Origin of the sequence: Acinetobacter sp. 243_ASPC (assembly GCF_001054715.1) — a bacterium.
Classification (GTDB): domain Bacteria; phylum Pseudomonadota; class Gammaproteobacteria; order Pseudomonadales; family Moraxellaceae; genus Acinetobacter; species Acinetobacter soli.
Genome location: NZ_JVOR01000120.1, coordinates 1 through 13625, shown reverse-complemented (window position 1 = coordinate 13625; position 13625 = coordinate 1). Strand labels below are relative to the sequence as shown.

9 protein-coding genes and 3 pseudogenes are annotated in these 13625 nt (G+C 38.9%); 2 read left to right on the top strand and 10 right to left on the bottom strand.

All coding sequences use genetic code 11. From position 1 onward, the window contains the following. Positions 1-61 precede the first annotated feature (61 nt). The 8 genes and pseudogenes from ADA42_RS18180 to ADA42_RS15805 form a co-directional block, all read right to left on the bottom strand. Positions 62-1206 (bottom strand): IS3-like element ISAba14 family transposase gene (locus ADA42_RS18180; RefSeq protein WP_100833519.1). Its coding sequence is split into 2 segments (ribosomal slippage): positions 62-942 and positions 942-1206, totalling 1146 coding nucleotides; the frame shifts between segments, so codons are not numbered across the junction. A gap of 77 nt (positions 1207-1283) precedes the next feature. Beyond that, positions 1284-2864: pseudogene (locus ADA42_RS15835) on the bottom strand (efflux RND transporter permease subunit); the annotation flags it as partial. 14 nt (positions 2865-2878) lie between these two features. After that, complete coding sequence (locus ADA42_RS15830) at positions 2879-4369, bottom strand: efflux RND transporter periplasmic adaptor subunit (protein WP_004999927.1); 1491 nt, start codon at positions 4367-4369, stop codon at positions 2879-2881. Beyond that, positions 4369-5672: pseudogene (locus ADA42_RS15825) on the bottom strand (TolC family protein). The gene ADA42_RS15830 and the pseudogene ADA42_RS15825 overlap by 1 nt, the downstream one beginning before the upstream one ends. A gap of 79 nt (positions 5673-5751) precedes the next feature. Further along, complete coding sequence (locus ADA42_RS15820; protein WP_004942894.1) at positions 5752-6213, bottom strand: hypothetical protein; 462 nt, start codon at positions 6211-6213, stop codon at positions 5752-5754. Positions 6214-6258: 45 nt separating this feature from the next. After that, positions 6259-7179 (bottom strand): copper resistance protein B, encoded by a 921-nt coding sequence (locus ADA42_RS15815; protein WP_004738146.1) that lies wholly within the window; start codon positions 7177-7179, stop codon positions 6259-6261. Further along, a complete protein-coding gene (locus ADA42_RS15810) occupies positions 7166-9049 on the bottom strand; it encodes a copper resistance system multicopper oxidase (RefSeq protein ID WP_000038716.1) in 1884 nt (627 codons plus the stop codon). The genes ADA42_RS15815 and ADA42_RS15810 overlap by 14 nt, the downstream gene beginning before the upstream one ends. Positions 9050-9130: 81 nt before the next feature. Then, positions 9131-9481, bottom strand: a complete 351-nt coding sequence (locus ADA42_RS15805) for a hypothetical protein (RefSeq protein WP_004942901.1) — start codon at positions 9479-9481, stop codon at positions 9131-9133. A 148-nt stretch (positions 9482-9629) separates the two neighbouring features. Here ADA42_RS15805 and ADA42_RS15800 point away from each other — a divergent pair, with 148 nt between their 5' ends. Both ADA42_RS15800 and ADA42_RS15795 read left to right on the top strand, forming a co-directional pair. Next, positions 9630-10313 (top strand): heavy metal response regulator transcription factor, encoded by a 684-nt coding sequence (locus ADA42_RS15800; protein WP_004942904.1) that lies wholly within the window; start codon positions 9630-9632, stop codon positions 10311-10313. Further along, entirely contained in the window at positions 10303-11676 is a 1374-nt protein-coding gene (locus ADA42_RS15795) for a heavy metal sensor histidine kinase (protein WP_048766171.1), read from the top strand. Before ADA42_RS15800 ends, ADA42_RS15795 begins: the two co-directional genes overlap by 11 nt. A 73-nt stretch (positions 11677-11749) precedes the next feature. Here ADA42_RS15795 and ADA42_RS15790 read toward each other — a convergent pair. Further along, positions 11750-12355 (bottom strand): annotated as a pseudogene (locus ADA42_RS15790) (HAD-IC family P-type ATPase); the annotation flags it as partial. Between the two features lie 49 nt (positions 12356-12404). Further along, positions 12405-13549, bottom strand: a protein-coding gene (locus ADA42_RS18175) for an IS3-like element ISAba14 family transposase (RefSeq protein ID WP_100833519.1) whose coding sequence is annotated in 2 segments (ribosomal slippage) — positions 12405-13285 and positions 13285-13549 — 1146 coding nt in all. Because the reading frame shifts where the segments join, the coding sequence is not laid out codon by codon here. Between the last annotated feature and the right edge of the window lie 76 nt (positions 13550-13625).

Genomic DNA, 13625 nt, shown 5'->3' with positions numbered 1-13625 from the left:
AGAGGTGGTCCCACATGTTTGAACAACTAAAAGCGTATTTATAAGTGATATTCCGCTCTAGTTAAGCCACCTTGTTTTGTTGGGGTAGCTGATCATAGTAAAACTCATTTGGTGTCATTTTGTCTAGACTCGAATGAGGTCGTTTCAGATTATAAAACTCAAAATATGCACTCAATTGCTTTTTCGCATCTGTGACACTGCTATAAGCTTTGAGATACACCTCTTCATATTTAACGCTCCGCCATAATCGTTCAACCATCACATTATCAACCCATCGACCTTTACCATCCATACTGATTTGAATGCCATTTGATTTCAATACATCAATAAATGCATCACTGGTAAACTGACTGCCTTGGTCTGTATTAAATATTTCAGGTCGACCATATTTTTCAATAGCTTCATTTAATGTTTCTATGCAAAATGTAACCTCCATACTAATCGATACTCTATGCGCTAGTACCTTGCGGCTATGCCAATCAATCACAGCACATAAATAAACAAAGCCTTTTGCCATAGGGATATACGTTATATCCGTAGACCACACTTGATTACTGCGCTGAATAGCCAATCCTTTGAGCAGATATGGATATTTGCGGTGAGCTTGATTAGCCTGGCTTAAATTTGGTTTGCAATATAACGCATTAATGCCCATTTTCTTCATTAAAGTACGTGTATGACGTCGTCCTATATGATGTCCTTGACGATTCAACAAATCACGCATCATACGGCTACCTGCAAAAGGGTATTGCATATGTAACTCATCCATACACCGCATCAGCTTCAGATCTGATGCACTCACAGGTTTTGGGCGATAGTAATAACAACCACGGGAGACTTTCAGCAGCTGAGCTTGCTTAGATACTGAAATCTGAAGTGAGTCATCGATTAACTTTTGTGGTTGAAGCGGCCCAGTTTCTTCAACACACCTTCTAAAAAATCAATTTCTAATGCCTGCTCACCGATTTTTGCATGTAGTTTTTTTAGATCGATGGGTGGTTCTGTTGGAGCTTTTGATTGATCGAAAGCTTGCGAGGAAGCTGAAATCAGTTGATTTTTCCAGTCGATAATTTGGTTTTGATGAACATCAAATTCAGCACTCAATTCAGCAAGTGTTTTTTCTGCTTTAATCGCAGCAAGTGCTACCTTAGCTTTAAAATCATTTGAATGATTTCTTCTTGGTCTACGTGCCATAAAATACTCCATATATTGATGTTTATAACATCATTTGGGGAGCAAAATATCACTTATAAGTGTTGTTCAAATTTCCTGATCCACCTCTTAGGGCTGTATATTTTGATCAGAAAACGGTTCAGTGGATTACGCTGTTCAGAAGGTAATTTCCCTCGAATCCAATAACCCATTAAAACGGGAATCAAGGTAATAAATAAACCTGCTGCTGCTGCCATTGCATAGGTTTTAGTAAATGCCAGTGGTGAGAACAAGCGACCTTCTTGTGCCTGTAAAGTAAAAATAGGAATGAAGGATAAGGTAATGATGAGTAGACAGAAAAATAAAGTTGGCCCGACCTCACTGGCAGAACGTGTAATGATGTTCCAACGGACTTGTGCTTCCAAGACTTGCTCAGGATGTTCGTGTTGCCAAGTTTCGATATGCTTATGTGCATTTTCAACCATTACAATTGCAGCATCAACCATAGCGCCAATCGCGATAGCAATACCACCCAACGACATGATATTGGCATTTAGCCCTTGATAATGCATCACCAAGAAAGCAGATAAAATCCCAAGCGGCAAAGAAACAATAGCCACCATTGCTGAACGTAAATGCCAGAGGAATAGTCCACAGACTAAAGCCACCACAATGAACTCTTCAATTAATTTATGGCTGAGATTTTCTACTGCTCTATCAATCAATTGACTGCGATCATATACAGGAACAACTTGTACACCTTTCGGTAGACTTTGTTGTAATTCAGCTAGCTTCGCTTTCACAGCAGTAATCGTTTCACGTGCATTTTTACCTGCTCGTAAAATCACGACACCCCCAACCGTTTCACCTTGCCCATTCAATTCACTGATGCCACGACGCATTTCTGGACCAAGTTGAATAGTTGCAACATCACCTAAAGAAACAGGAACACCGAAACTATTTGTTCGTAGTGGAATCTGGCGAAAATCATCTAAAGTTTTTAAATAACCAGAAGCTCGCACCATATATTCCGTTTCAGCCATTTCTAGAACTGAACCACCAGTTTCCTGATTAGCCTTTTGAATCGCCTCAATGACATTGTTTTGTGTGACACCTAAAGCAGCCATCTTGCTTGGGTCTAAGATGACCTGATATTGCTTAACCATTCCCCCAATTGTGGCAACTTCAGCCACATTAGGTAATGTCTTCAGTTCATATTTTAAAAACCAGTCTTGTATGCTTCTCAGCTCCGAAAGATCATGCTGTCCTGTTGGGTCTACCAATGCATATTCATAAACCCAACCAACGCCAGTGGCATCTGGTCCCAATGAAGATTTCGCATTTGCAGGCATTTTCCCTTGAATTTGATTTAGATACTCCAATACACGAGAACGGGCCCAGTAAAGGTCCGTATGCTCATCAAAGATGACATAAACAAATGAGTCACCAAAAAAAGAATAACCGCGAACAGTTTTAACACCAGGTACCGATAACATGGTTGTTGTTAAAGGGTAGGTCACCTGATTTTCAACAATTTGTGGCGCCTGACCAGAAAAATTAGTTCGAATAATTACTTGTACATCAGACAAATCTGGTAATGCATCGACCGGAGTATTCTTTACGGCCCAAGTTCCCCAAGCAGCCAGAATTAAAGCGGCTAACAGGACAAATACACGATTCGCAATTGAAAAACGAATAATACGGGCAATCATAATCGTCCTCCCGTTTAGTTCTTCATAGATGTCATAGACATCTTGGAAATGTCAGAAATAACGTAAGTATCTCTAGCATGTGTAAAACTAAAACGGACCTGATCGCCTTGCTGAATTTGGGTAAATGGTTGCACTGGTTGTTTAAAGCTCATAGTCATAGCCCCCCAACCCAACTCAGGAATCGCCTGATGTGAAATGGTAATGTCTTGAGCTGTGACTTTTTCAACTTTACCAATGCCTTGATATATTGATGTCTTAACCACTTGGGATGAAGTCATCGATTGTCCAGTGTTCAGCTTATCCAATACACCTTGTAAATTTGCTTCAGAATCAATCAGGAATTGCCCTGAAATTACTACCTTCTGACCAGCTTTCAACCCTTGTAGAATTGCAATTTTATTGCCATCACTTTGACCTAACTGTACTACAACAGGTTCAAAACGCCCTTGCTCATGTCCCACAATGACAACGTTCCGAGTACCTGTACGTATAACAGCTTGCTCTGGTATAACTAAATTGCTTTGTGGGTTGTTGGAGAATTTAACAGAAGCAAACATTCCCGGCTTGAGCAGTCCCTCTCTATTGGGCAACTCAATACGAACTTTTATGGTTCTACTCGTGCTATCCAAAGTTGGTAAAATATCAATAACTTTACCGGACACTATTTGAGGGTATGCAACAAAAGTAGCTTCAACTTTCATTCCCCGTTTTATCCCGGCAATTTGTGCTTCTGGAACAGATGCTTCTAACCAGATTGGGCTTATCCCCTTGATAGTGACAAGCGTTTGCCCCATAGCTAAAGCCATTCCATTGCGGACTTCTAACGAATCAATAAATCCACTCACAGGTGCACTTAAAGTCATATTGGATTGCACTCGATGTGTCCGCTCGACTTGATTAATCACATTTTGTGGGATTCCTAAAAGCTGTAAACGTTGTCGGCTTGCCTGAATAAGAGAACGATCTCCAGTTCGAAGTACAGCTAGAAATTCAGTTTGTTCTCCTGTCCATTCGGGTATTGAAATATCAGCTATGGGACTGCCTTGCGTCACCATATCCCCAACGGCATGTCCGTACACTCGTTGGACGAAACCACTTGCCCTTGTTTGTAAAATAGCTACCTGTCGTTCATTGGTCTGCAATATACCATTGGTTAACAAAGCATTTCCCATCACAGCTTGTTCGACTGAAGCATAACGGATTGCTAAATTTTGTTGGAGGGATGGATCAATCTTAACCGCAGGATAACTGTCTTCAGTCATCGTAGTATTTTCATTTGCATATTTAGGAACCAGTTGCATGTCCATAAATGGCGATTTCCCCGGTTTATCAAAATGCTGTTCAGGCTTCATTGGGTCATACCAATACAACACTTTGGCAGCCTGTTGCGGACCTGATTGAGGATTGTATTTCTGATGTGCAATCCAGTATCCAGCGCCACCACCCGCAGCCAGACTAATTACCGCAACGCCCATGACAGTAACTGCTAATTTATTTCTTAACATTATGGCTGCCCCTCAACATGGTTTAAGGTCGGTTCTTCAAAGGCATAATAAAGTTGGGCTTTAGTCACAGCCTGTTGCTGTTGGAGATCAATGAGACGCAAACGCTGTTCTAAAAGACTTGTCGAGCAGCAATAACATTAGATAAATTACTTTTACCTGCTTGATAGCTTGCCAACTGTAAACCCACTTTTTGTTTAGCGAGTGGAATACTTGTTTGCATCGCACGTCTAATTTGCTGATCAAGTGCATCAAGATCGGATAACCCATCATCTAGCATAGTGAGATGGTCACGGTATTGGACTTCTTGATCGGCAGTAATCCTGTTTTGTTCGGCTAAAGCTGCCCGAATGAGTGGACTACTACGTCTTTTTGAAAACACAGGAAGCTCTGTTGTTAGTTGCACCCCGATCATATCGCCAAATTCGGGTGCTCGATGCTGATAAGCAAGTTCAATACCCCAATCTGGTTTCTGTAAAGCCTGAGCTTGCTTCAGTTTTGCTTCAGCAGTTTGCTTTTCTGCCTGAAATGCTTTTAATTCAGGATATTGATGCAAATGATGATATAGCTTTGATCTATCAAGGTAGATAGATGGTGCTTGGTCAGGTAAGGTTTCAATTTGAGAGAGATTTTCAGTAGGTTCTGCACTGACTAACCGATGCAACTCCAACTTGGCTTTATTTAAATCACGAAGTAAATCATCCTTCTGGTCAAGCAATACCGTGGCTTCTTGTCTTGGATCAAGTGCATCGGCAATGATTGTACGACCAGAGATGACCTGTGTTTGAGTAATTTGAGAAAGTAATCGATTCTCTGAAAACAGTTCATCGTATAGTGCTAATTTACGTTCAAGATAAAAGCGCTTAAGCCAAGCAGATGCGACTTTCTGACGCAACTCAATACGCAGAATCTCAGTTTGAGCATTGGCCGAACCTAGTTCAGCTTTTGCTAAATCGACCTCAGCTTGTCTTTTGGCACGATTTGGAAAATCTTGCATCACGCCAATTTTCTGCATAGTCATACCTTCGCGTGTGACTGACCATGCGGCATCGCCGGATACAGGGTAATTATCTAAACCTACAAATAATTTAGGGTTGGGTAAAATCCCTGAAGCTGAAACTACATTCTCGGCCCCTTCAATCTGGGCGCTATTTGCTCTTAGGGTAGGTGCATATTGCTCAGCGAGATTCAAAGCTGTATCCAAGGTCAGTGGCTGGGCATAGACTTGGCCATAGACCAGAGAAAAACAGATCACACCTATCGGCCATCTCACCCTGCGAGATAGCTTTTCTTTATAAAATTTCATATTTTTAGCTCTAAAATGATATACGCGCGCACGCGCAGAACATCCATAAAAATGCTATGAATGACGATGAATCATTAAATTAGATAGAGCGTGGAGGTTTCCAGAGAACAGAAGGAAAAGGAGCAGGAAGGTTTTGATCCAGAGAATAAAAAGCCGATCGCTCTATAGGAGGGAACACCTTTGCGTACAGAAATTCTTGCGGAGAAGGGGTATACGCAATCTTGGCAAAAGACATAATGCACTCCTGCTCAGACATACAGGATGGATCATGTAAAGATTTTTTGGCCTTTGTCTCTACTTTCATACAATCAGTGTGCATTGTATCCTGATTTTGAGATGCTTCCATTGGTATAGGTTGCATCTGTTCAGATGGCATTAAACACCGCTTATGTACAGACGAAGCAACAGCAGCCGATCCGACGAACAGGATAGCAAACGATAAAAACAGCGATAGGCATGTCTTTAACCACTGCATAGATTTAGACCAAAATTTAAGCTTTTTTAGTTTTACAGATTCGAAATTAAATAGCAATAATTTCATGAATGATAGCCAAAGCTATCATTCATGATACTAAATCATATCACCTTAAAAAACTAATTCGATACCTGCACCATATTTCCAACCTTTTTCAGACTCAGTAGCTTCTTGCATAGTGGTAGCTTTTTGTCCTTTTTCATATTGATAAGCCACATCAATAAAAGGCCTGATTCTTTTAGTTATCTCATACCGCGTTTTAATACCAGTTTTTAATTCTGATAAACCTGATTTTGCAGCATAGTTAGAATCATCACTAAATACAGCATCTACTTCTAGGTAAGGTTGGGTAATCAATTTCTGGGTTAACAAGAAATCACGTTCGACTTCAAAACTTGCTCCCCAAAAGTTATTTTCCCCACCATATAAATAAGCTTGGGTTTCAAAGAAATAAGGAGCTAGCCCTAATACCCCAATAACACCATCAACTCGATCGCTGTTGCTGTTATTTTTATCTTCACTGTATCTCACCCCAGCTTGTAAATCCCAAAAAGGTGCTACATTGCGGCTATAAAGTGCTGACACATCATATTTGGGGTCATGGCTTTCTGACTTATCCAAATTCGCTTCAATAAATAGGCGATTTTCATCTGTACCTATTAAAGTTTCAATTTTTGAACCTAAGGCACCTTTACCATCTTCATCCACAGCCCATTCATTCTCAAACTTTGTTGTTTGAAAAATTTGTCCACCATGTTCTTTAAGATGCTTATCATGATTCTGACCATTGGGAATTACAGTTTCAAACCCTGTACTATTATCTCCATCATTACCAGAAGTTGTTTTTTGATAAGTATTCCTTTCAGCATAACCTAACCCACCTGGTTCTTTTAACAGCACTCTCATACTTTCTGATTGAGAGCTATTTACTAGATTTCCGGTAGATGGATCATTGGCAAAGGCAACACTTGTTAATCCTAACAAGGCTAAAGATACAAGTGTTTTAGAATAGAGTTTTTTAGTGGTGTGCATGTTGATTTACCCCCTTATCATTATTAATAGGTTGAGCAACAACATCTTTTGAATCAGAACTATTGCTATCGACATTTGCAACAATAAGCTTATTCATCATCCCAGCAGACATGTGATAGAGCAAATGACAATGGATAGCCCATTCACCTAACTCATCTGCCGTTAATAAGGTTGTAACTGTTTTACCTGGTGGGACAATTACAGTATGTTTATTTGGCATATTACTAGCATCCTGGCCATTTTCTAGTTGCATAAACATGCCATGTAAGTGCATTGGATGAGCCATCATACTGTCGTTCACAAATTTCAAGCGTATACGCTCACCATATTTAACCTTGAATGGTTCAGTTTCATTAAACTTCTTCCCATTAATTGTCCAAATATAGCGCTCCATATTTCCACCTAAACGAATTTCAATTTCACGTTCTGGAGCACGAGTATCTTTTTGGGGCGTTAATGACTGTAAATCACTATATTGAAGTGCTTTTAGACCAGCTGGGGTTGATGCATTCGCCCAACCGTAAACATTTTCACCATTTTTCGCTTGTGTTGGTGAGGTCATTGCAGTATTCATTTCCATATTATGTGTCATGCCTTGCATTGAAGACATGTCATGATTCATTCCAGACATTGACTGGTCTTTTGAATTGCCTCCCATTGAAGACATATCGTGATTCATATCTTGCATTGAAGACATGTCATGACTCATCCCGGACATTGACTGGTCTTTTGAATTGCTTCCCATAGAAGACATATCGTGGTTCATACCTTGCATTGAAGACATATCATGCCCCATACCCATATCCTCCATAGTCAATAAAGAACGTGGACGTGGTTTTGGCATCAAAATATTTTTTACAGGTAAGGTACTTTCATTATGTAATGTACCAATAGAAAAACCACTACGATCGATAGATTCAGCCTCTATCTGATAATTTGCCTGTTTTGGTTCTACGATAACATCGTACGTTTCGGCTGTTCCAATTCTAAACTCATCAACTGGTACAGGCTTCACTGGCTGGCCATCTGCACTAACTACTGTCATTTTTAGATTAGGAATTCTTACATCAAAAAAAGACATTGCAGATGCATTAATGAAGCGGAGACGAATTCTTTCTCCTTCTTTAAAATTTCCGGTCCAATTTTGTTCCGGGGTTTTACCATTCATCAAGAACGTATACTTTGTTACATCAGACATATCTGTCTTAAGCATTCGCATCTGATTCCACATAGAGCGATCTTGCCATGTTGCTTTTAAGCCATCTTTTTTAATCTGTTTAAAAACATCAAAAACCGTTTCTCTTCTATTTTGGTAATAATCAGCCTCTTTTTTGAGATTACTCATAATTTGACCACTAGTCGAATTATGGAAGTCAGATAGTAGAACTACGTAATCTCTATCAGCCTTTTCGCCAACTGATAAAGGTACTTTATTTTTTGGATAAATCACGAGGGGGCCATATAGGCCATCCTGTTCTTGTCCTTTACTGTGTGAGTGATACCAATAAGTACCATTTTGACGGACTTTAAATTTGTATTCATAAGTTTTATTTGGTGCAATACCATCAAACTGATTAAATCCAGGAACACCATCCATGATGCCAGGTAAGATTAAACCATGCCAATGAATAGATGAATCTTGGTTCTTTAACTTGTTATGTACACGAATAACAGCATCATCACCTTCCTCAAACTCAAGAAGAGGTGCAACAAACTTACCATTTACCGTAATTCGCTTTAAAGGCTTACCTGTTATATTCACCGTCTGTTCAGCAATAGTTAAATCATATTCTTTAACCGCGGCCATAACCCAAGTCGACGAAAATAAACCGATTCCTATTAAAAAGACATGACTTAATTTTTTAGACATTTACTTCACCTATCGGATATCAAGATAAGGGATAAAACATGTTTAACTGCTTTACCCCCAATCTCTCATTTATCGTATTCTTTATTTATTTGATGTATTTGACATGTTCATTTTAGAGTGATCCATGTTCATCATATTTGAGTGATCCATATTTCCCATTTTAGAAGGGTCCATATTCATCATCTTAGAATGATCCATTTGGGACATATCGGACATTTTACTGTGGTCGTGCTGGCTATGATCCTGTTGAGTTGTTTTATCATTCTTCATATCACAGGGTTTTTGACACTTACCTTGTTCTTTGATATCTGCTTGAACAGCAGTACTTACTGTACTGGTCTGTTTAGCCTCTGCAGCCCAAGACTGAGTTCCAGCGAACAAAGACCCAACACATAAAAAAGTATTTAAACTACGACGAAATAAAGTTTTCATTTTTTGCTCCAAGATTAGCTCATATGAATACATTAAAGGCCGGCACTAAACATCTATATGACATGAAAATGACATTTTTGTAATTTACGCCGAATCACGGATTTATAACGTTATTATGATCCTAATTAATGCAATCAGGTTTTTATAAATGAGAATCTTATTAGTTGAAGATGAACAAAAAACTGGTGATTATCTTAAACAAGGCCTTTCTGAAGCTGGCTATATTACTGACTGGGTTACAGATGGATTAACAGGAAAACACCAGGCTCTTTCTGAAGAGTATGACCTAATTATTCTAGATGTAATGTTACCTAAGTTGGACGGCTGGAATATCATTAATGACATTAGAAAAAGCGGTAAAAGCATGCCTATTCTTTTTCTTTCAGCCCGAGATCAAATTGATGATCGAGTGAAAGGGTTAGAATTAGGGGCTGATGATTATCTTGTCAAGCCTTTTGCTTTTGCAGAGCTACTGGCTCGAATTAAGAGCTTACTCCGTCGGGGACAACAAAAAGAAGATAGCAACCTAATCACTATTGCAGACCTTGAACTTGATTTACGTAAACGTCGTGTTACTCGTGCAGGGCAACGTATTGACCTAACAGCCAAAGAGTTTGCATTGATGGAATTATTTATGCGTAGACGTGGAGAAATTCTACCTCGTGCTTTAATTGCTTCTCGAATATGGGACATGAATTTTGATAGTGATACCAATGTAGTTGAAGTCGCTATTAAACGGTTAAGAAATAAAATAGATAGCAACTTCACCCCTAAGTTAATTCAAAACATCCGGGGGATGGGATATGTCTTAGAGGTAGAAGATGACTCATAAATTGTTTAATGCAATTAGCTTCCGTATTGCAATTATCTTTTCTCTATCAACTGTCATCATCTTATTGATTATGGGGCTGGTCATTCATCAACTTGTTATGCATCATTTTGAAACTCAGGACCGGACCCAGTTAGAAGGAAAAATTCAGCTTTTAGAAAATTTACTTGAACAGAACCCTACAAATACCCATGAATTAAATACATATTTAAAAGATGCTTTAGTAGGTCATCATGATCTGATTGTTCAAATAGAACGTCCAACAGGCCAAATCATTTTTAGTTCAGCACCAGCAGTCATAAAGACGCAAACGTTAGTCAAATCTAAACAAGCCCCTTGGATAGAATGGGAAATTCAAAAAAAAATCTATCGGGGCTTAGTTTATAAAAAGTCCTTTAATAATATTAGTATTCCATCAGCCCAAATTATTGTGGGGATCGATACATCTGAACATCAACACTTTTTAAATGATTTTAGACGACAGTTATTATATATCGGCGTTGTAGGCACAATTTGTTTAATGTTTTTAGGTTGGTTTGCCGCTTGGAGAGGATTACGACCAGTTCAAAAAATGGCGAAAGTTGCAGAAGGTATCTCGGCTCAGCATCTTTCTGAGCGATTAGAAGTAGACAGTACTCCAACTGAACTGAAATCATTAGCCATCGCATTCAACGATATGTTAGACCGGCTAGAAACAGCGGTAGGGAAACTCTCGGATTTTTCATCTGATCTAGCTCATGAGATCAGAACACCTATTAATAATTTGATGACGCAAACCCAAGTTTGTTTATCACGTAGTCGAGATATTAGTACCTATCAGGAAATTCTATTTTCCAATTTGGAAGAGTTTGAACGTTTAGCCCGAATGGTATCCGATATGCTCTTTCTTGCAAAAGCAGAACATGGCCTACATAAAACGAATTTACAGCAAGTGAATTTAGTCAAGGAAGTCTCAGCATTATTTGATTTTTATGATGCAATTGCTGCTGAAAAAGGAATGTCACTCAAGCAAACTGGCCAAGGTTACGTTGAGGGCGATCCTTCAATGTTACGTCGTGCACTTAGTAATTTGCTATCAAACTCTATTAGGTATGGCAAACCAAATTCGGTAATCAAAATTCAGTTTCAAAAAAATATAGATACCACTATATTCACAATTGAGAATGAAAGTTCACCATTAACATCTGAGCAGTTGAACCGATTATTTGATCGTTTTTATCGTACAGATGCATCGAGACAACGAGTTGAGGAAGGCACCGGGCTAGGTTTAGCCATTACAAAGTCAATTCTTGATGTCCATGGCGCAACAATTCAAGCAGACTATAATAACGGACGTATAATTTTTAAAATTATTTTTAAAAATTAATTAATTATCCTATAAAAAACTGACTACTTATTACAAATAATTAAAATAATAAGTAGTCAGTTAATTATCTATTTTATTTACGTAGCCGTAAAGCATTACCAATAACCGAGGCTGAACTTAGACTCATCGCGAGCGCTGCAATCATAGGAGAAAGTAACCATCCAGTAAATGGGTATAAAATACCAGCAGCCAAAGGGATACCTAACGCATTATAAAGAAACGCAAACATCAGGTTTTGCTTCATATTCTTAATAGTTGCCTCCGACAAGGTACGGGCTATTTCAATACCGCGTAAATCACCCTTTACCAAAGTAACTTGAGCACTATTCATTGCGACATCTGTTCCTGTCCCCATTGCAATTCCGATGTCAGCCTGCGCTAAAGCCGGAGCATCGTTAATTCCGTCACCAGCCATTGCTACGATTCTTCCTTCTTTTTGTAATTTCTTAACTAATTCTAATTTATCTGCGGGTTTTACTTCTCCATAAACTTCATCGATACCTAAACGGCTACCAACTGATTTCGCTGTTGTTAAGCCATCGCCTGTAGCCATTACGATTCTTAAACCGGAATTTTTTAATGAATGCAAAGCTTCAGGTGTACTTGCTTTGATTGGATCTGAAACAGCTATCAAACCTATCAGTTTCCCATCCACAGCTAAATGCATAGAGGTGGTCCCACATGTTTGAACAACTAAAAGCGTATTTATAAGTGATATTCCGCTCTAGTTAAGCCACCTTGTTTTGTTGGGGTAGCTGATCATAGTAAAACTCATTTGGTGTCATTTTGTCTAGACTCGAATGAGGTCGTTTCAGATTATAAAACTCAAAATATGCACTCAATTGCTTTTTCGCATCTGTGACACTGCTATAAGCTTTGAGATACACCTCTTCATATTTAACGCTCCGCCATAATCGTTCAACCATCACATTATCAACCCATCGACCTTTACCATCCATACTGATTTGAATGCCATTTGATTTCAATACATCAATAAATGCATCACTGGTAAACTGACTGCCTTGGTCTGTATTAAATATTTCAGGTCGACCATATTTTTCAATAGCTTCATTTAATGTTTCTATGCAAAATGTAACCTCCATACTAATCGATACTCTATGCGCTAGTACCTTGCGGCTATGCCAATCAATCACAGCACATAAATAAACAAAGCCTTTTGCCATAGGGATATACGTTATATCCGTAGACCACACTTGATTACTGCGCTGAATAGCCAATCCTTTGAGCAGATATGGATATTTGCGGTGAGCTTGATTAGCCTGGCTTAAATTTGGTTTGCAATATAACGCATTAATGCCCATTTTCTTCATTAAAGTACGTGTATGACGTCGTCCTATATGATGTCCTTGACGATTCAACAAATCACGCATCATACGGCTACCTGCAAAAGGGTATTGCATATGTAACTCATCCATACACCGCATCAGCTTCAGATCTGATGCACTCACAGGTTTTGGGCGATAGTAATAACAACCACGGGAGACTTTCAGCAGCTGAGCTTGCTTAGATACTGAAATCTGAAGTGAGTCATCGATTAACTTTTGTGGTTGAAGCGGCCCAGTTTCTTCAACACACCTTCTAAAAAATCAATTTCTAATGCCTGCTCACCGATTTTTGCATGTAGTTTTTTTAGATCGATGGGTGGTTCTGTTGGAGCTTTTGATTGATCGAAAGCTTGCGAGGAAGCTGAAATCAGTTGATTTTTCCAGTCGATAATTTGGTTTTGATGAACATCAAATTCAGCACTCAATTCAGCAAGTGTTTTTTCTGCTTTAATCGCAGCAAGTGCTACCTTAGCTTTAAAATCATTTGAATGATTTCTTCTTGGTCTACGTGCCATAAAATACTCCATATATTGATGTTTATAACATCATTTGGGGAGCAAAATATCACTTATAAGTGTTGTTCAAATTTCCTGATCCACCTCT

What these genes read in the sequence shown, in the direction of transcription:
- ADA42_RS15830 (WP_004999927.1), bottom strand. Translation starts at nt 4,369, where the DNA reads ATGTTAAGAAATAAATTAGCAGTTACTGTCATGGGCGTTGCGGTAATT.
- ADA42_RS15820 (WP_004942894.1), bottom strand. Translation starts at nt 6,213, where the DNA reads ATGAAATTATTGCTATTTAATTTCGAATCTGTAAAACTAAAAAAGCTT.
- ADA42_RS15815 (WP_004738146.1), bottom strand. Translation starts at nt 7,179, where the DNA reads ATGCACACCACTAAAAAACTCTATTCTAAAACACTTGTATCTTTAGCC.
- ADA42_RS15810 (WP_000038716.1), bottom strand. Translation starts at nt 9,049, where the DNA reads ATGTCTAAAAAATTAAGTCATGTCTTTTTAATAGGAATCGGTTTATTT.
- ADA42_RS15805 (WP_004942901.1), bottom strand. Translation starts at nt 9,481, where the DNA reads ATGAAAACTTTATTTCGTCGTAGTTTAAATACTTTTTTATGTGTTGGG.
- ADA42_RS15800 (WP_004942904.1), top strand. Translation starts at nt 9,630, where the DNA reads ATGAGAATCTTATTAGTTGAAGATGAACAAAAAACTGGTGATTATCTT.
- ADA42_RS15795 (WP_048766171.1), top strand. Translation starts at nt 10,303, where the DNA reads ATGACTCATAAATTGTTTAATGCAATTAGCTTCCGTATTGCAATTATC.